We start from the raw sequence: 20179 nt of genomic DNA, 5'->3' as shown, positions 1-20179 counted from the left end.
CCAGATGCTATCCGGCCCCGGCATGGACCTCGGAGGGCGCTCAGCTCTCGCGCTTCTCCTTGATCTTCGCGGCCTTGCCGCGCAGCTCACGCAGGTAGTACAGCTTCGCGCGGCGCACGTCACCGCGGGTGACGAGCTCGATCTTCTCCACGATCGGGGTGTGCACCGGGAAGGTGCGCTCGACGCCGACGGAGAAGGAGACCTTGCGGACCGTGAAGGTCTCGCGCACGCCGGCGCCCTGGCGGCGGATGACCACGCCCTTGAACTGCTGCACACGGGAGCGGTTGCCCTCGATGACGCGGACGTGGACGTTGACGGTGTCGCCCGGGCGGAAGGCGGGGACGTCGCTGCGCAGCGACGAGGCGTCGACGGAGTCGAGCAGGTGAGACATTGCGTCTGCTTTCTTCGCTGATGCCACAGGTCATCAACGGAAACTAGGTGTTTCGGGATCAGGGTCGTGCGGGTCGGGACGGGCGACGTCTCCCCCTGTGGCAGGGGCGCGCTCCGGACGGACGCACAACAGCGGCCTATTCTTCCACGCCGGGGGTCCTGCGCCAAAATCGGCCGTACGGCTCCCCCGCCGGATCGGGCTCCCAGCCGAGGATGGAGAGCATCTCCCGGTCCTTCTTGTCGAAGGCCTTCGGGTCGCACCGCTCGATCAGGTCGGGCCGGTTGGCCGTGGTGCGCCGCAGGGCCTCGTCGCGGCGCCAGCGCGCGATCTTCCCGTGGTGCCCGCTGAGCAGCACGTCGGGGATGCCCCGCCCGCGCCACTGCGGCGGCTTGGTGTGGACGGGGCCCTCCAGCAGGTTGGCCATGGCGCCGGGGGCGAAGGAGTCGTCCCGGTGGGACTCGGCGTTGCCGAGGACGCCGGGCAGCAGCCGCGCCACGGCCTCGGTGACGACGAGGACGGCCGCCTCGCCACCGGCCAGGACATAGTCACCGATGGACACCTCGTACACGGGCATCCTGGTCGCGTACTCGTCGATCACGCGGCGGTCGATGCCCTCGTAGCGGGCGGGCGTGAAGATCAGCCAGGGGCGCTCGGAGAGCTGGACGGCGAGGTCCTGGGTGAAGGGCCGGCCGCTGGGCGTGGGCACGATCAGGGCGGGTTGACCTGAACCCGTCTCGTAGCCGTCGGCCAGGACGGAGTCGAGCGCGTCGCCCCACGGCTCGGTCTTCATCACCATGCCGGGGCCGCCGCCGTACGGGGTGTCGTCGACGGTGTTGTGGCGGTCGTACGTCCAGTCGCGCAGGTGGTGCACATGGACGTTCAGCTGCCCCCGCGCGCGTGCCTTGCCGACGAGGGAGACGTTCAGCGGTTCCAGGTACTCGGGGAAGATCGTGACGACGTCGAGCCGCATCACGCCTCGTCCCCGGCCGCGTCCTCGGCGTCCCGCGCGGAGGCGATCTCCGCGCGGTCGTCGATCAGACCGGGCGGCGGGTCGATGACCGCGCGCTGCTCGTCCAGGTCGATCTCGGTGACGATCTCGGAGACGAAGGGCACGTAGACCTCGCTGCCGTCGGGGCGCTCCACGACGAACAGGTCCTGCGTGGGCAGGTGGGAGATCTCGGTGATCCGGCCGACCTCCGTACCGTCCGCGGTCACCACGTCGAGGTCGATCAGCTGGTGGTCGTAGTACTCGTCCTCGTCCTCGGGCCGCTCTTCGGGGTCGACGTCGGCGATCAGGAGGGTGTTGCGCAGCGCCTCGGCGCCGGTGCGGTCGTGCACACCGGCGAAGCGCAGCAGGAGACGGCCGCTGTGGACCCGGCCGGTCTCGATGGTGAGCGGTCCGGTGGAGGCGGGGTCGGTGGCGAGTACGGCACCGGGGCCGAGCCGCAGCTCCGGCTCGTCGGTGCGGACCTCCACGGTGACCTCGCCCTTGATGCCGTGGGCGCGGCCGATGCGCGCGACTACCAGCTGCACGGTGCTTGCTTCTCCTGTCGGAACTACGGCCGAAACCCACGGCCTGAAACCATGGTCCGGGACTACGACGAGTCGGTCACGGCGCACAACGACTGCGGGCCGGGGACGGCCGGTGGCCCTCCCCGGCCCGAGCCGGTGCTGCGTTCGGCGTCAGCGGACGTGGTCGACGTCGACGAGGTCGACGCGGACACCACGGCCGCCGATGGCGCCCACGACGGTGCGCAGAGCGCGCGCGGTGCGGCCGTTGCGGCCGATCACCTTGCCGAGGTCGTCGGGGTGCACCCGGACCTCGAGCACACGCCCGCGGCGCAGGTCGCGCGAGGCGACCTGCACATCGTCAGGGTTGTCGACGATGCCCTTCACGAGGTGCTCGAGAGCCTCCTCGAGCATGCTCAGGCCTCGGTCGACTCAGACGAAGAGGACTCGGCCGCGGCCTCGTCCTTCTTCTCGGCCTTCTTCTTCTGGGTGATCGCCTCACCCTTGCCCTCGTCGTCGCCACCGAGCGCCTCGAAGGACGGACGGGCCGACTTCTCGGCCGGCTGCAGCAGCGGCGCCGGGGCGGGCTCGCCCTTGAACTTCTGCCAGTCGCCGGTCTTCTTCAGGATGGCGAGCACGGGCTCGGTCGGCTGGGCGCCGACACCGAGCCAGTACGCGACACGCTCGGCGTCGACCTCCATCACCGACGGGTTGTACGTCGGGTGGTACTTGCCGATCTCCTCGATGGCCCGGCCGTCACGGCGGGTACGGGAGTCGGCGACGACGATGCGGTAGTGAGGCGAACGGATCTTGCCCAGACGCTTCAGCTTGATCTTGACTGCCACGGGAGTGGGTTCTCCTGGATTTGACGTGGGTGGGCACGGCGAGAGAGCCGCGTGGGGTTGCGGTACCCGAGTGCCCGATGGACGCGTCAGCCGGAGGAGAGAGGGGTCCTGTGCGACTGTCGAGTACAGCTGACCATTGTGCCACACGCGGGCGTGCCCTTCGGACCGAGGGCACCGCGCCCGGATCCGGCCGCCACGAGCAGCCGGATCCTCAGCTCGCCACCGCGCCGACCACCTCCGGAATCCGGAACGGCTTGCCGCAGCCGCCGCACATGATCGGGGCCTGGGCCAGGACGGACGGCACGACCCGGACGTTGCGTCCGCAGTCGCAGACCGCCTTCACCCGCACCCCTCCCCCGGAGGATCCGTGGCGTGCGGCCGGCCCGCGGAAACTGCGGGCCGAGTCGGTCGCGGTCGCGGCGGTGTGGGCCTTCAGCGCGCGCTGGAGGCGTTCGATCGTCGGGCGGTAGCGGCGCTTCGCCTCGGGGGTGAGCGTGACCAGCGAGAAACCGCTGCTGGGATGCGGCTCCTCGGGGTGGTCGAGGCCCATCTCCTCGGCGATCGCGAGGAAACGACGGTTGTGATAGCGCCCCGCGCGGGAGGTGTCGCGTACTCCGCGCGCGGCGGCGATGCCGTGGACTGCCTCATGGAGCAGTCGCTCGAAGGAGAGCTCGTGCCCGCAGGCGGACGACGACTCTCCGATCAGGGACTCGGGCGCGGCAAGATCGGGCAGCTCGGTGTGGTGCCGCTGAATGTCGGCCCACGCCTGCGCCAGCTCTGCGGCGAGAACAGGTGGTGTCGTGCTCACGTAATGACAACGAGCCGGGGTGCCGCTGTGTTCCTATTCCGGGGCATCCCAAATAATTTGCACGTACCCGTCAGTTGCCGCTGATGCGTCCCGACGAGGGCGGGTGCGCTGATCTGCGGAGAAGCCTCGCAGCTCGTACCAAGCTGGTGCGTAGTCCGACGTACGCGCCGGCGCGTAGATCCTGTCCACGCGCGGGGGGCGTGAGAATGCCCGATGCGCAAGGGGCGTTTCGGTCGCTGTGCCCCCGCCGGGGCACCACCCGATCGGGCGCGCCGACGGAGGCGACGTTACCGGGTGTGCCACCGGCGTGCGGTACCGCCCCTCCCCCTGCCGGTTCCCGTCACCGGGCGGCGTCGCCGGGCTCGGCGACCTTGGCCGGAACCGCGCCCTCCGCGCCGTCGCGACCCGCTGTCATCGCCGAGCGCCACGATCAGGCCATCCGCCGAAGGGGTCGCGCAGGTGCTACCTCGAGTACCGCGCGGCCAGGCCCACATTGCCGGGAAGTGAAATCTCGCCACCGCGGCGGGGGCCGGGCAAACCGGCGCCCGCTACCACTGGACGCCACGGCGAGCCCGGAGTTTCCTGGCATACGGGGGGAGTGCGAGCGCACTGCACGGGGGCCACCGAATCCGGCACAGCGGCAACACTCGGCGATTGGGGCGCTTTCCTATGACACCTACGCTCGTGCGGCAGCACTCGTCCCACGCGGGGGTGACGCCTCGCGTGGACCCGCGTGCACGCGCGCGTGACTGGTCCGAGATACAGGAGCGGATGCTCGTACCGCTGTACGAGGCCGTCTACGAGCGGCTGCACGTGGGCGGCGGCACCCGGATGCTGGGGCTGGGCTGCGGGTCCGGACTGGCTCTGCTGATGGCCGCCTCGCGCGGCGCGTCGGTGACCGGTGTCGACTCCCGCTTCCCGGAGCGCGTCGACCTGGCACGGCAGCGGTTGCTGCCCGACGCGCCCGGAAGCCGGGAGGCACGCGCGCGTGCGGACGCCGCGCGGGTCGTCGAGGGCGGTCCCGGTGACGCGGCGGACCCGTCGGCGCCGGCGTTCACCCTGGTGACCGCCTTCGAGCCCATCGGGTGCCTGGCGGGCGACTCGGAGGGGCTGGGCGAGCTGCTCGCGCAGGCCGTGCCGCTGGCCGGGCGCGGGGCCGCCGTGGTGCTGGCCGGCTGGGGCCCGCCGGAGCGGTGCGCGACGACGTCGGTGCTGCGGGTGGCCACCAAGCTCGCGGACCCGCTGCGCGGCGCGGGGCGGTGGCGCCCCGCCCTGCGCGACGACCTGGAGGAGGTGGCCCAGCGCGTGGGTCTCCGGCCGGACGGCTCGGGGCGGGTGGCGTGCCCCTTCGGGTACGGCGACGTCGACAGCGCGGTGCGCGGACTGCTGTCGACCGGCCTGTTCGACGCGGCGATCGCGGCGACCGACCAGGAGCAGGTCGACAAGGAGCTGTCGGAGGCTCTGCACGCGCACCGGCGGCCGGACGGGACCGTGTGGATGCCCAACGTGTTCCGGTACCTGATCGCCCGGACGACCTGACGACCTGACGAAGGGTTCCGGCCGGACGCGTGCGGCCGTGGAAGGGCTTCCCGCGGTGGCGGCGAGTCGTGTGCGGAACCGGCGGGGCTCGCGTGGGTGCTCCTGGTGGATCCCGGCGCTCTACTCTGGTCCACCGTCCCCGGGGAACGAACACCTCTGCATGCAGGAGCCCGCAGTGCCGCACCGCACGAGCCCGTCGCGCCTCGCCGCGCCCGTCGCCGTCCTCGCCCTGACCCTCACCGCGTGCGGGACCGGGGGTGGGGAGGACACCGACGCGAGGAGCCCCGAGGTCCCGGCCGCTCCGGCACGCGCGGCGTCGGGCGGCGACGTGGCGGCGGGCAAGGCCGTGACGGGGAAGGTCGCGGAAGGGCCCGGCGCCGTCACCTACGAGGTCGTGGCGCGGAAGGTGGACGTGGGCACGGAGGCGGAGGCCGCCGAGGCGGTGGCCGACGCGGCGGACGCCGAGGGCAGGGTGCCGGCCGTCGCGCACCTGGAGTACACGCACCGGGGCGGCCCGGCCCTCACCGAGGGCTCCGAGGTCCACGACGCCGCCGCGGTCTTCGCCGACGGGCAGCGCGGCGGCATCCTCGTCGGCGCCCCGGACGACGCCCCGGGCTGCGAGGACCCGTACGCGGTGGAGAGCTGGAAGCAGGGCGAGAGCCATGTCTTCTGCGAGACCTACCTGGTCCCCGCGGACGCCACGAGCGTCGAGGTGCACTGGTCGGAGGAGGACGGCGAGCCCTGGGTCTGGAAGTTCCCGCGCCGGTAGCGGCCCCGGGGCGGTGCCCGGAGCGGTGCCGGACCGCGTTCACCCCTCGGGGCCGTCCTTGGCCGGCCGCGTGATCCCGGCGATCCGGTACGCGTCCGCCTCCTCCAGGGTCTCGTCGGCCAGCAGTGCCTCGGCCAGCGCGTCGAGCTGTCCGCGGTGCTCGCGCAGCTTGCGCAGGGCCTGCGCGTAGCACTCGTCGACGACCCGCCGCATCTCGCCGTCGATGGCGTCGAGGGTCCCGGGTGCGGCGGCCAGTCCGTAGGCCTGCTGGGCGTCGCCGGGGAGGGCGGAGAGCCGACCGACCTGTTCGCTCATGCCCCAGCGGCCGACCATGCCGCGCGCGATCCGGGTGACCTGTTCGAGATCGCTCTCCGAGCCGGTGGTGATCACGTCGTACACCACCTGCTCGGCCGCCATGCCGCCGAGCGCGCCGATGATCCGTCCGCGCAGGTACTCCTCCGTGAACGCGTACTTGTCCGAGTCCGGCGTCGACAGCGTCACCCCGAGCGCCCGTCCGCGCGGCACGATGGTGATCTTGCGAACGGGGTCGGCGCCCGGTTGCAACATGCCCAGCAGGGCGTGCCCGCTCTCGTGGTAGGCGGTGCGCCGGCGCTCGTCCTCGGGCATCACCAGGGGGCGTTCGGCGCCCAGCTGGACCTTCTCCAGCGCCTCGGAGAGGTTCGCCTGCGTCACCCGGTCCTGCTTCCGCTTGACCGCGAGCAGTGCGGCCTCGTTGGCGAGGTTGGCGAGTTCGGCGCCGGTCATGCCCGGGGTCGTGCGGGCCACCTGGGTCAGGTCGACGTCCGGGGCGAGCGGGATCTCACGGGTGTGGATCTCCAGGATCGCCCTGCGGCCGCCCCGGTCCGGCGGCGATACGGTGACCAGCCGGTCGAAGCGGCCGGGACGGGTCAGGGCCGGGTCCAGGATGTCGGCGCGGTTGGTCGCGGCGATGACGATCACGCCCTCGGCCCCCGAGAAGCCGTCCATCTCCGTGAGGATCTGGTTCAGGGTCTGCTCGCGCTCGTCGTGGCCCCCCATGCCGGAGCCGCCGCCCCGCGCGCGACCGATGGTGTCGATCTCGTCGATGAAGATGATCGACGGCGCGACCTTGCGCGCCTCGGCGAACAGCTCCCGCACCCGGGAGGCGCCCACACCCACGATCATCTCGATGAACTCGGACGCTGACGCGGAGAAGAACGGCACGCCCGCCTCCCCGGCGACCGCGCGCGCGAGGAGGGTCTTCCCGGTGCCGGGCGGGCCGGACAGCAGGACGCCCCGGGGCATCTTGGCGCCCATGCGGCGGTACTCGTCGGGGTTCTTCAGGAAGTCGACGACGTCGCTCAGCTCGCCCTCTACCTCGTCGATCCCGGCCACGTCGGCGAAGGTGGTGCGCGGCTCGCCGGCCTCCAGCTCGACCGGCTTGGGCGGTGCCTTGCGGCCGAGCATGCCGCCGGCACCGCCGCCGAGGGCGCCCCTCATGCGGCGCGCGATGAAGATCCACAGCACCACGAGGAGCAGCATCGGCGCCAGCGCGATCAGCAGGTTGACCAGGAAGCTGCGCTGCCGGACGACCGGCTCGGCCGTGACGGTGACGTCGTGCTCGGTCAGCTCCTCCCAGAGCCGGTCGTCGGCGAAGGTCGGCCGCTCGGTCGTGAACTTGGTGTAGCTCCCGTCGCCCTCGGGGTTGCCCCGGGCCTTCCTCAGCTGGCCCTGGATCGCGTCGCCCTTGGCGTAGATCTTGCTGACGTTGCCCTCGTCGACCTGCTTGCTGAACTCCGTGTAGGAGATGGTCGGCTCGTCGCCCTCGTTGAAGAAGGAGAGGACCAGGTTGGCGATGAGGTAGACGATCAGCGCTGCCAGGGCCAGGTTCCACCAGCCGCCGCGCATCCTTCTGCCGGGCGGCGGCTTGGGCGGCTCGTCGGGCGTGCCCTCGGTGCGCCAGGGTCGCTCGGGGGCCTTGCGCGGCGGGGACGGGTTGGTCATATCCGGACGTTACGACAGGAAAGCCGCGCGGGCATGTGGGTGTACGACGGTGCTACGGCACCGGTACGGCACTGGGGGCGCCCCGCGCTCCTGTCGCGGGGCGCCCCCAGCGCCGTACGGACGTCAGGCGTCAGGCGTCAGGCGTCAGCCCATGAACTTCTTGAACTCGTCCGGCAGCTCGAAGTCCTGGCCGCCCTGCTGGGGCAGTCCGAAGGCGCCGCCGTTCTGCGCGGCGGCGGCGCGGCGGGCGGCCTCCTCCTGCTCCTGCTGCTTGCGCTTCATCGGGTTGCCGGAGCGCTGCTTGCCCTTGGTCTTCTTCTGCTGCTTCTTCTGCCGGCCCGGGCCACCGCCCATGCCCGGCATCCCCGGCATGCCGGGCATACCGCCGCCCTGGGCCATGCGGGACATCATCTTGCGGGCCTCGAAGAACCGCTCGACCAGGCCCTTCACCGCGCTGACGTCGACGCCGGAACCCTTGGCGATACGGGCGCGGCGCGAGCCGTTGATGATCGTCGGCTCCTGGCGCTCGGCCGGGGTCATCGACTTGATGATGGCGGCCGTGCGGTCGACGTCGCGCTCGTCGAGGTTGTTGATCTGGTCCTTCATCTGGCCCATGCCCGGGAGCATGCCGAGCAGCTTGCTGATGCTGCCCATCTTCCGGACCTGCTCCATCTGGGCCAGGAAGTCGTCCAGGGTGAAGTCCTGGCCCTTCTTGGACGCCAGCTTGGAGGCCATTTTCTCGGCCTCTTCCTGACTGAACGTCTTCTCCGCCTGCTCGATCAGGGTGAGCAGGTCACCCATATCGAGGATGCGGGAGGCCATCCGGTCAGGGTGGAAGGCGTCGAAGTCCTCGAGCTTCTCGCCGTTGGACGCGAACATGATCGGCTTGCCGGTCACCGAGGCGATCGACAGGGCCGCACCACCGCGGGCGTCACCGTCGAGCTTGGAGAGCACCACGCCGTCGAAGCCGACGCCGTCGCGGAAGGACTCGGCGGTGTTGACCGCGTCCTGGCCGATCATCGCGTCGACGACGAAGAGGATCTCGTCGGGGCTGACGGCGTCGCGGATGTCCGCGGCCTGCTGCATCAGCTCCTGGTCGATGCCGAGGCGGCCGGCGGTGTCGACGATGACCAGGTCGTGGACCTTGGCCTTGGCGAACTCGATGGAGTCCTTGGCGACCTTGACCGGGTCGCCGACGCCGTTGCCCGGCTCGGGCGCGTAGACCGCGACGCCGGCGCGCTCGGCGACGACGCTCAGCTGGTTGACGGCGTTGGGTCGCTGGAGGTCACAGGCGACGAGGAGCGGCGAGTGGCCCTGCTCCTTGAGCCACCTGCCGAGCTTGCCCGCGAGGGTGGTCTTACCGGCGCCCTGGAGACCGGCCAGCATGATGACGGTCGGCGGCTGCTTGGCGAAGCGCAGGCGGCGGGTCTCGCCGCCGAGGATGCCCACCAGTTCCTCGTTGACGATCTTGAGGACCTGCTGGGCCGGGTTGAGCGCCTTGGAGACCTCGGCGCCCAGGGAGCGCTCCTTGACCTTCTTGATGAAGGCCCGCACGACGGGCAGGGCGACGTCGGCTTCGAGGAGCGCGATGCGGATCTCGCGGGCCGTGGCGTCGATGTCCGCCTCGGTCAGCCGTCCTTTGCCCCGGAGGGATTTGAAGGTGGCTGACAGGCGGTCGGAGAGAGTATCGAACACGGCGGCGTAGGTCCTCGCGTCGGCGTTGGTGTGGGTCGCCCTCCAGGGTATCCGGCCTGGCAAGCAAAGTGTCCCTGCCCGCCAAGGGGAGGGGACAGGGACGGGGGCCCCGCGTGTGCGGGGAGCACACCTTGACCATCTTCAGCACTTGCTGAGCCACATCACCACAAGGTCACGCCCGCAACGCCTCCTCCAGCGCCCGCGCCACGTCCCCCGCCTCCTCCCCCGGCAGCCGCGCGCCCTCCGGGCCGGTGACGTAGAAGGCGTCCACGGCATTCGAACCCAGCGTCGACGCGTGCGCGCTCCGCACCCGCACCCCCGCGGCCTCCAGCGCCCGCCCGAGCCGGAAGAGCAGCCCCGGCGCGTCCTGGGCGCGGACCTCGATCACCGTGGCCAGCCGGGAGGCGGCCGGGGCGACGGTCACCCGCGGCGGGGGCGGCTCCACACCCCGGCGCCTGGGATAGGCGGCGTCCCGTTCCGCGAGCCGGCCGGCGATGTCCAGGCTGCCGTCCAGGGCCCTGACCAGGTCGGCGCGCAGGCGGACGGCCTGGGGCAGGGAGCCGTACTCGGCGGCGACCCGCCAGTCCAGCAGCAGGACGGAGCCCTCGACGCCGTCCGGCAGCGGCAGGGACCGCAGCTCGGCGGTGCGGACGGTCAGCCGGTGCATGGCGAGGACCCCGGCCACCGCGGGGAGCACGCCCGCCTGGTCGGGCACGGCGATCAGCAGCTCCACGCCGAGCGGCTCCGGGTCGTCCCCCGGCGCCGGGGCCACGGGCGGCTCGGTCTGGGCGCGCAGGGCGAGGACCGGCCCGCCGGTGCGGAAGGCCTCGACGGCGAGCCGTTCCTGCTCGGCGGTGGGCGCGGCGGCCTCGGGCTCCTCCAGCGGGTCGCCCGCCAGCACCGCCGCGACGCGTTTCACCAGGTCGGCGACGAGCAAGCCGCGCCAGGAGGACCACGCGGCGGGCCCGGTGGCCAGCGCGTCCGCCTCGGTCAGGGCGTGCAGCAACTCCAGGGTGTGCTCGGTGCCGACCGCCTCGGCGACCGCCCGCACGGTCGCCGGGTCGTCCAGGTCCCGCCGGGTGGCGGTCTCGACGAGCAGCAGGTGGTGGCGTACGAGGGTGGCGAGGACGGCCGCGTCCGCGCGGTCGAAGCCGATGCGGGCGGCCACGTCCCGCGCGATGGTCTCACCGGCCACGGAGTGGTCGCCGGGCCAGCCCTTGCCGATGTCGTGCAGCAGCGCGGCGACCAGCAGCAGGTCGGGCCGGTGGACGCGGCGGGTGAAGTCGGCGGCGCGCACCGCGGTCTCGATCAGGTGCCGGTCGACGGTCCACACGTGCACGGCGTTGCGCTGCGGGCGGCAGCGCACCCGCTCCCAGTCGGGCAGAAGCTTGGTGACCAGCCCCTCGGCCTCCAGCGCCTCCCAGACCTGCACCGTGGGCCGGCCGGAACCCAGCAGGGTCACCAGTTGCTCACGTGCCTCGGCGGGCCAGGGGGCGGGCAGCGGGCGCGCGGTGGCCGCGAGCCGTCGCACGGCGTGCAGCGAGAGCGGGAGCCCGGCCTGCGCGGCGGCGGCCGCGGCCCGCAGCGGAAGCACGGGATCGCGTTCGGGGCGTGCGGTGCGGGCGAGCACCACCTCGCCGTCCTGCTCGACCACGCCCTCGGCGAGCGGCGAGCGCTCGGGGGCGGGTCTCCCGCCGCCCAGCATGGCGCGCAGCCTCGGCCGCACGGACCGCGCGCGCAGGACGCGCCCCACCTCGCGCCAGGTGACGTCGCCGGCGTAGGAGATGACGCGTGCCGCCTCGTAGACCTGCCGGAGCAGGGCGTCGGCGTCCAGCAGGCCCAGCTCGGCGGCCACCTGGTCCTGCTCCTGGAGCGCCAGCCGGTCGGTCGCCCGCCCGGTCGTCAGGTGCAGCGCGTCCCGTACGTCGAGCAGTCGGCGCCGGGCGTCGGCGAGGCCCTCGCGCGGGGCGTCGGCCAGCCAGGAGGCGGCGACCGCGCGCAGGGTGGTGGCGTCCCGCAGACCGCCCCGGGCCTCCTTGAGGTCGGGTTCCAGCAGGTACTGCAGCTCGCCCTGCCGTTCGGCGCGCTCCGCGCACAGCTCACGCAGTTCGGGGAGGCGCCGGGGGGCCTGGTTGCGCCAGTCGGCGAGGACGGCCGTACGCAGTCCCGCGGTCAGCCCGGCGTCGCCGGCGAGGTGGCGGGCGTCGAGGAGCCCGAGCTGGACCTTGAGGTCCTCGCCCGCCGTCCTCCGGGCCTGGGCCGGCGTGCGCACGGAGTGGTCCAGGGCGAGACCGAGGTCCCACACCGGGTACCAGAGGCGGTCGGCGAGGGCGGCGACCGCCTTGTCGTCGCCGCCGTCGTGCAGCAGGAGCAGGTCCAGGTCGCTGCGCGGGGACAGCTCACCGCGGCCGTAGCCGCCGACGGCGACCAGGGAGACGCCCCGGGCCGGGCCGCCCGCCGCGGCGACGAGGCCGGACAGCCAGTCGTCCGTCAGCTCGGCGAGGGCAAGACGGCGCGGCGGCCCGGACCGCGCCCCCTCGGTGAGGAGGCGCAGCCGGGCCGCCGCGTAGCCGCTGGGTCCCGAGTCCTCTGCTTCTTTCGTCACGTCCGTACCCGTCACCCGGCGACTCTCCCGTCCCGTTCCCGTGTTTGCGAGCAGCGTCAGAGCGCGTCGGGTCCGCGCTCACCGGTCCGGACGCGTACGGCGGTGTCGACCGGGACCGACCAGACCTTGCCGTCGCCGATCTTCCCGGTGCGGGCCGCCTTGACCACGACCTCGATCAGCTGCTCGGCGTCGTCGTCCTCGACGAGGACCTCGATGCGGATCTTGGGCACCAGGTCGACCGTGTACTCGGCACCGCGGTAGACCTCGGTGTGGCCGCGCTGGCGGCCGTAGCCGCTGGCCTCGGTGACGGTGAGGCCGTGGACTCCGAAGGCCTGGAGGGCCTCCTTGATCTCGTCGAGCCGGTGCGGCTTGACGACGGCGGTGATGAGCTTCATGCGTCCACCTTCTTGCTCTCGGCCGGCGCGGCCGCGGAGGCGCCCGGCGTGGCGGTCGTGCGGGCGGCACCGCCGCCGGCGCCGCTGAAGTCGTATGCGGTCTCGGCGTGCTCGGCCTGGTCGATGCCGGCCACCTCGTCGTCCTCCGGCACGCGCATGCCGATCGTCTTGTGCAGGACGAAGGCGAGGGCGGCGGAGACGACCAGAGAGTAGGCGAGCACCCCGAAGACACCGGCGCACTGCTTCCAGAACTGGTCCAGGCCGCCTCCGTAGAAGAGGCCCTCGACGTCGGACTGGCCCTTGCCGGTGGCGAAGAAGCCGACGAGGAGGGAGCCGAGGATGCCGCCGACGAGGTGGACGCCGACGACGTCGAGGGAGTCGTCGTAGCCGAACCGGTACTTCAGGGAGACGGCCATGGCGCACAGGACACCGGCGACGATGCCGACGGCGATGGCGCCGAGCGGGGAGACCGCGCCGCCCGCCGGGGTGATGGCGACCAGGCCGGAGACGGCGCCGGAGGCGGCACCCAGCGTGGTGAAGGCGCCGTGGCGGATCTTCTCGTAGGCGAGCCAGCCGAGGACGGCCGCGCCGGTGGCGACCTGCGTGTTGACGAACATCAGCGCGCCGACGCCGTCGTCGTTGCCCAGCCACGAGCCGGCGTTGAAGCCGAACCAGCCGAACCAGAGCAGGCCCGCGCCGAGCATGACCAGCGGGAGGCTGTGCGGGCGCATCGGGTCCTTCTTGAAGCCGACCCGCTTGCCGATGACCAGGATCACGCCGAGCGCCGCGGCACCGGCGTTGATGTGCACGGCCGTACCGCCGGCGAAGTCGATCACACCCAGCTCGAAGGCCCAGCCACCGGCGCCCCAGACCCAGTGGGCGACCGGGAAGTAGACGATCGTGGCCCACAGGGCGACGAACAGCGCCCAGGCCGTGAACTTCACCCGGTCCGCGAGGGCGCCGCTGATCAGGGCGGGGGTGAGCACCGCGAACATGAGCTGGAAGACCAGGAAGACGAAGACCGGGATGGTGTAGCCGTCCCACAGCTCGGTCAGCCCGATGTTGCTCAGGCCGACCCAGTCGGAGTTCCAGCCGACGATGCTGCCGGTGTCCGTGCCGAACGCCATGGAGAAGCCGTACAGCACCCACAGGACGGTGACGATGCCGAGGCTGATGAAGCTCATCATCAGCATGTTCAGGGTGCTCTTGACGCGGACCATGCCTCCGTAGAAGAAGGCCAGGGCCGGCGTCATGAGCATCACCAGGGCGGAGCAGATGAGCATGAAGCCCGTGTTGGCGGCAGAGAGCTCCGTCTCTGCGGCGAGCGTGATGGCTGGAGCCATCGGCGTCTCCTCGTCGTTGGTACGGCCCCGTGCGGGCGAAGCCTGGCGGCATGAGGGGTGGGCCGGTTATGCGCCACGAGATTGACGCAGCGCGGTTTCGGTGGAGGCCCCTGGTTGTTTCGCCGCCGTGACGAAGGCGCTGTGCGTGTTACACCCCGGTGAACTGCCGGGTGCGGGGTCCGTCGATCGGCAGGGTGTGCCTCGTGCGACCGCGGACATGAGCCGGCCGCGGCGGGCCTCCGAATGACCTGGCATGGGGGAGCCGAGTCGGGCTGTTCGGGAGGGCCGGCCGCGGCCGGGGCTGGTGGGTTTCAGACCGCCTCGGCGGTCTCCGGCAACTCGACGGCGAGCCGTTCGGTGAGGTCGACGACGACGCTCAGGTCGCCGAAATCGCGTACGGCCGTGTCGACGGTCTTGCGGATGCGGGTGTTGACGCGTTCGGAGCGGACCTTCTTGGCGATGCCCATGGCTTCGGTGACCAGGCCGGTGCTCGCCTCGGGCTCCTTGTGCAGCAGGTGCACGGTGGCCATGCCGATGAGGTTCAGCGCGTAGGAACGCTGGTGCTCCTCGTCCTCGGCGAAGAGTTCCACGGCCCGGCGCATCAGGGGCTCGGCGAGGGAGGCGTAGGCGGGGCTGCGGCCGGCGACGTAGGCGAGGTCGCGGAAGGAGTGGCTGTTCTCCCCGTAGAGCTCGGCCTCGGAGAAGAAGCGGATCCAGTCGGGGTCCGGCTCGTCCCACTCGTCGGCCTCGGCGAAGGTGTCCTCGGCCATGCGCACGGCCCGCTTGCAGCGGCCGGGCTGCCCCATGTTGGCGTAGGCGCGGGCCTCCATCGCGTACAGCATCGACTGGGTGCGGGGGCTCGCGCAGTCCCGGCTGCCGTACTGCGCGAGGTGGATCAGCTCCAGCGCGTCGTCGGGCCGGCCGAGGTGGATCATCTGGCGGCTCATGCTGGAGAGGATGTACGAGCCGAGCGGCCGGTCCCCGGCCTCCTTGGCGGCGTGCAGCGCGAGCACGAAGTACTTCTGCGCGGTGGGCTGGAGCCCCACGTCGTACGACATCCAGCCGGCCAGCTCGGCGAGTTCGGCGGCGACCTTGAACAGGGTGGACCGGGTGGCCTCCGACTGGGGTTCCTGGAGCAGGTCGGTCACTTCGTGGAGCTGGCCGACGACCGCCTTGCGGCGCAGACCGCCGCCGCACTGGGCGTCCCAGCGGCGGAACATCACGGCGGTGGACTCCAGCAGGTCCAGCTCGGGCTTGGACAGGCGCCCCCGCGCGCCCGGGGACGACGCGGACTCACGCCCGGAGGCGGTGGCCTGGGGAGCGGGGACGAGCCAGCGCTGCATGGGCTCGATCAGGGACGGGCCCGCGGAGAGGGCCAGCGAGCTCCCGAGGAAGCCGCGCCGCGCCAGCATCAGGTCGCTGCGCGAGAACTCGCTGAGCAGGGCCACGGTCTGCGGGCCCGTCCACGGCAGGTCGACGCCCGTCGCGGAGGGCGTGGGGCGGGTGGAGCGCAGGCCCAAATCCTCGACGGAGACGACGACACCGAAGCGCTCGGAGAACAGTTCGGAGAGGATGCGCGGGATCGGCTCGCGCGGGTTCTCCCCGTCGAGCCAGCGGCGCACGCGCGAGGTGTCCGTGGAGATGTGGTTGGCGCCCAGCTGGCGCGCCCTGCGGTTGACCTGGCGGGCCAGCTCGCCCTTGGACCAGCCGCTGCGGGCGAACCACGAGGTGAGCAGCTCGTTGGGGCGCTTGTCAGCGTGCGACGCGCTTGCCGCGCTCGTACCGCTTCCGCCGTTGCCGCTCACTGGAACGCCCCCATCCCTGAGACCACCTGTCGCCGAGTGCGCCAAGCCCTATCAGAATGCCGGTGGTTGTGGCCGTCCGTCCCCTGGTTGCCACCCTTCGAACGGAAAGTCGAGTTGCCTCCGGCATACCCATGAGTGCATGTGCCCCACGGCGTCATGCACACAAAGTAATCCTACGATCACCCGTCCAGCCACGCCGATTGCGGAATCGCCACCATTCGCCACCCCTTCGAATGAACTCCCGGTGGCCTGGGCGCGATTCACTTGACACAGGCCGACCAGGAGTCGGTGCGAGGGCGCACATCGGGGCGTGCACGGGCGAACGCACCACCCGCGGTGCTTCCGGACGCTGTCTGAACCGCGCTCCGATGGGGAGGTGGAAGCAGAGAGTCACGTTTTGCGTCCGCTGCGTAACCGTCGCTGCGTCGAACCCGTTGGAGGGGGCATGGGCTTCACGATCGGCATCGGCGGCGGCACTCGGGGCATGCGCGACATCCGGTCCGGTCCGCGGCGCCGCGGCCGGGCGTCGGAGTGCACGGTCGTCGCCGAGTTCACCGGGCTGTGGGGCTGGGACGTGGTGCCGGGGGCGCGGGCCGCCGCGGGGGCCTGCTCCTGCGGCCGGGAGGACTGTCCGGCACCGGGCGCGCACCCCCTGGCCTTCGCTCCGGAGGTGCCCGCCGGTGCGACGCTGGACGAGGCGAGCGAGGCCTGGGCCGAGTATCCGGGCGCATCGGTGATGCTGCCGGTCGGGCGGACGTTCGACGTGATCGAGGTCGCCGAGCCCGCCGGGCTGCGGGCGCTGGCCCGGCTGGAGCGCATGGGCCTTCCGCTCGGGCCGGTCGCGGCCTCCCCGCAGGGCCGCGCGCTGTTCTTCGTCGCGCCGGGCGCCGCCGCCGAGCTGCCCCGCCTGCTCTACCGCATGGGCTGGGACGACCCGTCCGCCCTGGACCTGCGCGGCCTGGGCCGCGGTGCGTACATCACCGCCCCGCCATCCGACCGCGCCGGCCGGGGCCCGGTGCGCTGGCTCCGCCCCCCGGCCCTCGACTCGGCGACCAGGCCACCGGCGGCCCGCCTGCTGCTGGGGACGCTGGCGTACGTGGCCCATCGCTCCCGGGCCTAGCCCCTCCGGCTCCTGACCCTCCGGCCGCTGCCCTCCGGCCGCTGGAGCGCGCGTGCGCCGCGCGGACAGTCGCACGAAAGAGCGCCCGCCCCCGGGTGACGGGGGGCGGGCGCTTCCTCGTGCGCGTGGACCGGTGCGGGCACCGGGTGCGGCCGGGTGGTGTCACTCGCCGATGAGGGCATCCACGAACGCGGCCGGCTCGAACGGTGCCAGGTCGTCCGCGCCCTCGCCGAGTCCGATCAGCTTGACCGGCACACCCAGCTCGCGCTGCACGGCGACCACGATGCCGCCCTTGGCCGTGCCGTCCAGCTTGGTGAGCACGATGCCGGTGATGTCGACGACCTCGGCGAAGACCCGGGCCTGGATCAGACCGTTCTGGCCGGTGGTGGCGTCGAGCACGAGCAGCACCTCGTCCAGCGGCGCGTGCTTCTCCACGACCCGCTTGACCTTGCCGAGCTCGTCCATGAGGCCGGTCTTGGTGTGCAGGCGGCCGGCGGTGTCGATGAGGACGACGTCCGAACCGATCTCCTTGCCCTCCTTGACCGCGTCGAAGGCGACGGAGGCCGGGTCGCCGCCCTCGGGGCCGCGGACGGTGTGCGCGCCGACCCGCTCGCCCCAGGTCTGGAGCTGGTCGGCGGCGGCGGCACGGAAGGTGTCGGCGGCGCCGAGGACGACACTGCGGCCGTCGGCGACCAGGACGCGGGCGAGCTTGCCGGTGGTGGTGGTCTTCCCGGTGCCGTTGACCCCGACGACCATCACGATGCCGGGCTTGCCGCCGGGCGGCTCCGTCTTGACCTCGCGGTCCATGTCCGGGCCGAGGAGGGTGATCAGCTCCTCGCGCAGCAGGCCGCGCAGCTCGTCGGGCGTGCGGGTGCCGAGCACCCTCACCCGCTCGCGCAGCCGTTCCACCAGCTCCTGGGTGGGCTGCACGCCGACGTCGGCGGTGAGCAGCGTGTCCTCGATCTCCTCCCAGGTGTCCTCGTCGAGATGCTCCCGGGAGAGCAGGGTGAGCAGGCCCTTGCCGAGGGCGTTCTGCGAGCGGGAGAGGCGGGCACGGAGCCGGACCAGACGGCCGGCGGTGGGCTCGGGAACCTCGATCTGCGGGATCTCGAGCTCTTCGACGACGGGCGGCTCCTCGACGGTGGCGGTGCCGCCGTCCGGGAGGTCGACCTCCTCTATCGTCCGGCGCGTTTCGTCGCGCGGCGTCTCGGCCTCTTCGCCGACGTGCGGCTCGGCCGGAGGGGCGGTGATGTCGGGCGTGGACGGGGGCGGCGGAGGCAGCTGCTTCTTACGGCGACTGCCCACGACCAGCCCGCCGAGCGCACCGATCACGACCACGGCGATGACTACAGCAAGGATGACGATGTCCATAACCCGTCCAGTATCAGCCATGGACCCCCGCAGGCCGCTTTTTGTGTCTTCCTCTGAGGGACAAAGGCCCCTGGAGGGAAGGAGTCGGAGCAAAGTACGATGGAAGAGGCCGCGTCAACGCGCGTAGAGTCCCGACCGCCCCCTCTTCTCCCACGATCGAGGCACGGACCCCCCACATGAGCAAGACCGCCGAGACCGAAGGCACCCTGGAAACGCGTGGCATCGAGCAGGTGCCCGACGAGGAGCGCACCGCCCGGACCCGCGAGCTTTTCCCGACCTGGGTAGGCGCCAACATCAGCGTGCTGCTGCTCACGATGGGCGCGAGCCTCGTCGTGGCGTACCGGCTCAACTTCTGGCAGGCCCTCGTGGTCGCGGGCGCCGCCCCGGTCCTCTCGTACGGCCTGGTCGGGCTGATCGGCATCGCCGGGAAGCGCGGTGGGGCACCCGGCATGGCCCTGTCCCGGGCGGTGTTCGGGCAGCGGGGCAACCTGCTGCCCGGTTCGCTGATCTGGGTCGCCCGCTGGGGCTGGGAGACGATCAACGCGGTGACCGGCGCTTACGCCCTGCTCACCGTGCTGGACATCGTGTTCGGTGTGCGGGCCAACGCGGTGCTGGACATGGTGACGCTGCTGGCCTTCGTCGTGGCGACGTTCGCGATCTCCGGGCTGGGCATCAACGCCGTGCAGAAGTGCAACAAGTACGCGGCGTACCTCTTCGGCGCCTTCTCGGTGCTGGTGCTCGGCTACCTGGTCGTCGACACCGACTGGTCGGCGGTCTTCGACCGGTCCGCCGGGTCGGTGGCCGCGATGATCACGGGCGTCGGCCTGATCGCCGCCGGCGGTGTGAGCTGGATCCCGTCGGCCCCGGACTTCACCCGGTACCTGCCGCGCACGGCCTCCTCGAAGGGGATCGTGGGCGTGACGATCGGCGGTGCCGGGATCGTCGTCCTGCCGATGGTGCTGATGGGCATGGTCATGGCCGTCTCCACTCCGGACCTGGCCTCGGCCTCCGACCCGGTGTCCTTCCTCGGTGAGATCCTGCCGACCTGGATCGCGGTGCCCTACCTGCTGATCGCGCTGATCGGCATGCTGCTGATCAACTCGATGTCGATGTATTCGGCCGGCTTCACCGCGCAGACCCTCGGCTTCAAGGTCCCGCGGCACTGGGCGGTCTCCGTCAACGCCGTCATCTCGCTGATCTTCGGTGGCGTGCTGATGCTGGTGGCGACCAGTTTCATGGGTTCCTTCATCGCCTTCCTGTCGCTGCTGGCCGTCGCCTTCTCCGCCTGGGTCGGTGTCTTCGGCGCGGACATGCTGCGCCGCAAGGAGTACGACGGCGAGGCCCTGGCCGACACCGGGCGCACCAGTGCCTACTGGTACCGGGGCGGCTTCTCCCCCGCCGCCGTCGCCGCCTGGGCGGTCGGGCTGCTCGCGGGCCTGATGTTCACGACGTCCGACTGGTTCACCGGCCCGCTCGCCTCGAACAACGTCATCGGTGAGTACGGCCTCGGCTGGGTCGCCACGGTGGTGATCTCCGGCCTGCTCTACGTGGTGCTGCCGAAGCCGGCGGTGACCGTCCCGGCGGCGCCCGCGGAGCGGGCCGAGCAGCCCGAGACCGTGACCGTCTGACCCGGTCCGTCCGCCCGGACACGTCGACGCCCCCCGCGCCGGATGGTGCGGGGGGCGTCGACGTGTCCGGGCCCGGGTCGAACGACTCACCCCCGGCCGCGCGGCGCGCACCACCGCGATCGGGCCCCGCCGCACCCCGCGGCCGGACCTCGTACGCCCCTGGCCGGCCCGGGCCGCGAGCCTGTCGGGGTCCCTCCACCGCGAGCCACGGCCTCACCGGCGGGCCGTGCCGGCGCACCGGCGGGTACCGGGCCTTGAGGGAGCCCGTCGGCTTCCTCACGGAGGCGGAAACGACACCGCCGCCCCCGTCCGGAGTGACCGGTGCGGGGGCGGCGGACAGTGCGAGGAGAGGGGCAGCGGGGACTTGGCCCTT

Annotated in this window: 17 protein-coding genes; 4 read left to right on the top strand and 13 right to left on the bottom strand. The window is 72.2% G+C overall.

Annotated features, from left to right (window positions below; translation table 11 throughout):
• Window positions 1-40: 40 nt before the first annotated feature.
• The 6 genes from rplS to ACZ6EG_RS26195 all read right to left on the bottom strand — a co-directional run bounded on the left by rplS (window position 41) and on the right by ACZ6EG_RS26195 (window position 3553).
• Window positions 41-391, bottom strand: coding sequence for a 50S ribosomal protein L19 (rplS, locus tag ACZ6EG_RS26220; RefSeq protein ID WP_053137698.1), 351 nt, complete (start codon window positions 389-391; stop codon window positions 41-43).
• 136 nt (window positions 392-527) lie between these two features.
• Window positions 528-1361: a tRNA (guanosine(37)-N1)-methyltransferase TrmD gene (trmD, locus tag ACZ6EG_RS26215; RefSeq protein WP_361012964.1), complete on the bottom strand. Its 834-nt coding sequence runs from the start codon at window positions 1359-1361 to the stop codon at window positions 528-530.
• The gene (gene rimM, locus ACZ6EG_RS26210; protein WP_356612298.1) at window positions 1361-1924 is read right to left on the bottom strand and encodes a ribosome maturation factor RimM; all 564 of its coding nucleotides are present in this window, start codon (window positions 1922-1924) and stop codon (window positions 1361-1363) included. Before rimM ends, trmD begins: the two co-directional genes overlap by 1 nt.
• Before the next feature lie 150 nt (window positions 1925-2074).
• On the bottom strand, window positions 2075-2314 hold the full coding sequence (locus tag ACZ6EG_RS26205; protein ID WP_005479813.1) for an RNA-binding protein: 240 nt from the start codon (window positions 2312-2314) through the stop codon (window positions 2075-2077).
• A gap of 2 nt (window positions 2315-2316) precedes the next feature.
• Window positions 2317-2745: a 30S ribosomal protein S16 gene (rpsP, locus tag ACZ6EG_RS26200; protein WP_356612300.1), complete on the bottom strand. Its 429-nt coding sequence runs from the start codon at window positions 2743-2745 to the stop codon at window positions 2317-2319.
• 211 nt (window positions 2746-2956) lie between these two features.
• Entirely contained in the window at window positions 2957-3553 is a 597-nt protein-coding gene (locus ACZ6EG_RS26195) for a hypothetical protein (protein WP_356612302.1), read from the bottom strand.
• Window positions 3554-4222: 669 nt separating this feature from the next.
• On the opposite strand from ACZ6EG_RS26195, the gene ACZ6EG_RS26190 reads away from it, so the two are divergent.
• Window positions 4223-5092 (top strand): class I SAM-dependent methyltransferase, encoded by an 870-nt coding sequence (locus ACZ6EG_RS26190; protein ID WP_469608058.1) that lies wholly within the window; start codon window positions 4223-4225, stop codon window positions 5090-5092.
• Window positions 5093-5252: 160 nt separating this feature from the next.
• Complete coding sequence (locus ACZ6EG_RS26185) at window positions 5253-5861, top strand: hypothetical protein (protein ID WP_469608055.1); 609 nt, start codon at window positions 5253-5255, stop codon at window positions 5859-5861.
• A 39-nt stretch (window positions 5862-5900) separates the two neighbouring features.
• Here ACZ6EG_RS26185 and ftsH read toward each other — a convergent pair whose 3' ends face one another.
• The 6 genes from ftsH to nsdA form a co-directional block, all read right to left on the bottom strand.
• Window positions 5901-7844, bottom strand: coding sequence for an ATP-dependent zinc metalloprotease FtsH (gene ftsH / locus ACZ6EG_RS26180; protein ID WP_391971829.1), 1944 nt, complete (start codon window positions 7842-7844; stop codon window positions 5901-5903).
• A 144-nt stretch (window positions 7845-7988) separates the two neighbouring features.
• Entirely contained in the window at window positions 7989-9539 is a 1551-nt protein-coding gene (ffh, locus tag ACZ6EG_RS26175; RefSeq protein ID WP_361012976.1) for a signal recognition particle protein, read from the bottom strand.
• A gap of 172 nt (window positions 9540-9711) precedes the next feature.
• Window positions 9712-12159, bottom strand: coding sequence for a [protein-PII] uridylyltransferase (locus tag ACZ6EG_RS26170; protein ID WP_391971830.1), 2448 nt, complete (start codon window positions 12157-12159; stop codon window positions 9712-9714).
• Window positions 12160-12200: 41 nt separating this feature from the next.
• Window positions 12201-12539 carry a P-II family nitrogen regulator gene (locus tag ACZ6EG_RS26165; protein WP_019328769.1) on the bottom strand — a complete coding sequence of 113 codons (339 nt, stop codon included), beginning with the start codon at window positions 12537-12539 and terminating at the stop codon, window positions 12201-12203.
• Complete coding sequence (locus tag ACZ6EG_RS26160; protein WP_391971831.1) at window positions 12536-13882, bottom strand: ammonium transporter; 1347 nt, start codon at window positions 13880-13882, stop codon at window positions 12536-12538. The genes ACZ6EG_RS26165 and ACZ6EG_RS26160 overlap by 4 nt, the downstream gene beginning before the upstream one ends.
• A 311-nt stretch (window positions 13883-14193) precedes the next feature.
• The gene (gene nsdA, locus ACZ6EG_RS26155) at window positions 14194-15687 is read right to left on the bottom strand and encodes a transcriptional repressor NsdA (RefSeq protein WP_391971832.1); all 1494 of its coding nucleotides are present in this window, start codon (window positions 15685-15687) and stop codon (window positions 14194-14196) included.
• A 445-nt stretch (window positions 15688-16132) separates the two neighbouring features.
• Between nsdA and ACZ6EG_RS26150 the strand changes: the two genes are divergently transcribed.
• On the top strand, window positions 16133-16807 hold the full coding sequence (locus ACZ6EG_RS26150; protein ID WP_391971833.1) for a bifunctional DNA primase/polymerase: 675 nt from the start codon (window positions 16133-16135) through the stop codon (window positions 16805-16807).
• 162 nt (window positions 16808-16969) lie between these two features.
• Here the strand turns inward: ACZ6EG_RS26150 and ftsY are convergent, their stop codons facing one another.
• Complete coding sequence (gene ftsY / locus ACZ6EG_RS26145; RefSeq protein WP_391971834.1) at window positions 16970-18178, bottom strand: signal recognition particle-docking protein FtsY; 1209 nt, start codon at window positions 18176-18178, stop codon at window positions 16970-16972.
• A 176-nt stretch (window positions 18179-18354) separates the two neighbouring features.
• Here ftsY and ACZ6EG_RS26140 point away from each other — a divergent pair, with 176 nt between their 5' ends.
• The gene (locus tag ACZ6EG_RS26140) at window positions 18355-19806 is read left to right on the top strand and encodes a cytosine permease (RefSeq protein ID WP_469608049.1); all 1452 of its coding nucleotides are present in this window, start codon (window positions 18355-18357) and stop codon (window positions 19804-19806) included.
• The last annotated feature ends 373 nt before the right edge of the window (window positions 19807-20179 follow it).

It is taken from the genome of Streptomyces sp. NPDC041968, assembly GCF_055589025.1.
Note: the sequence above shows the minus strand (reverse complement) of the source record. Positions and strands in the feature narration are given on the sequence as shown.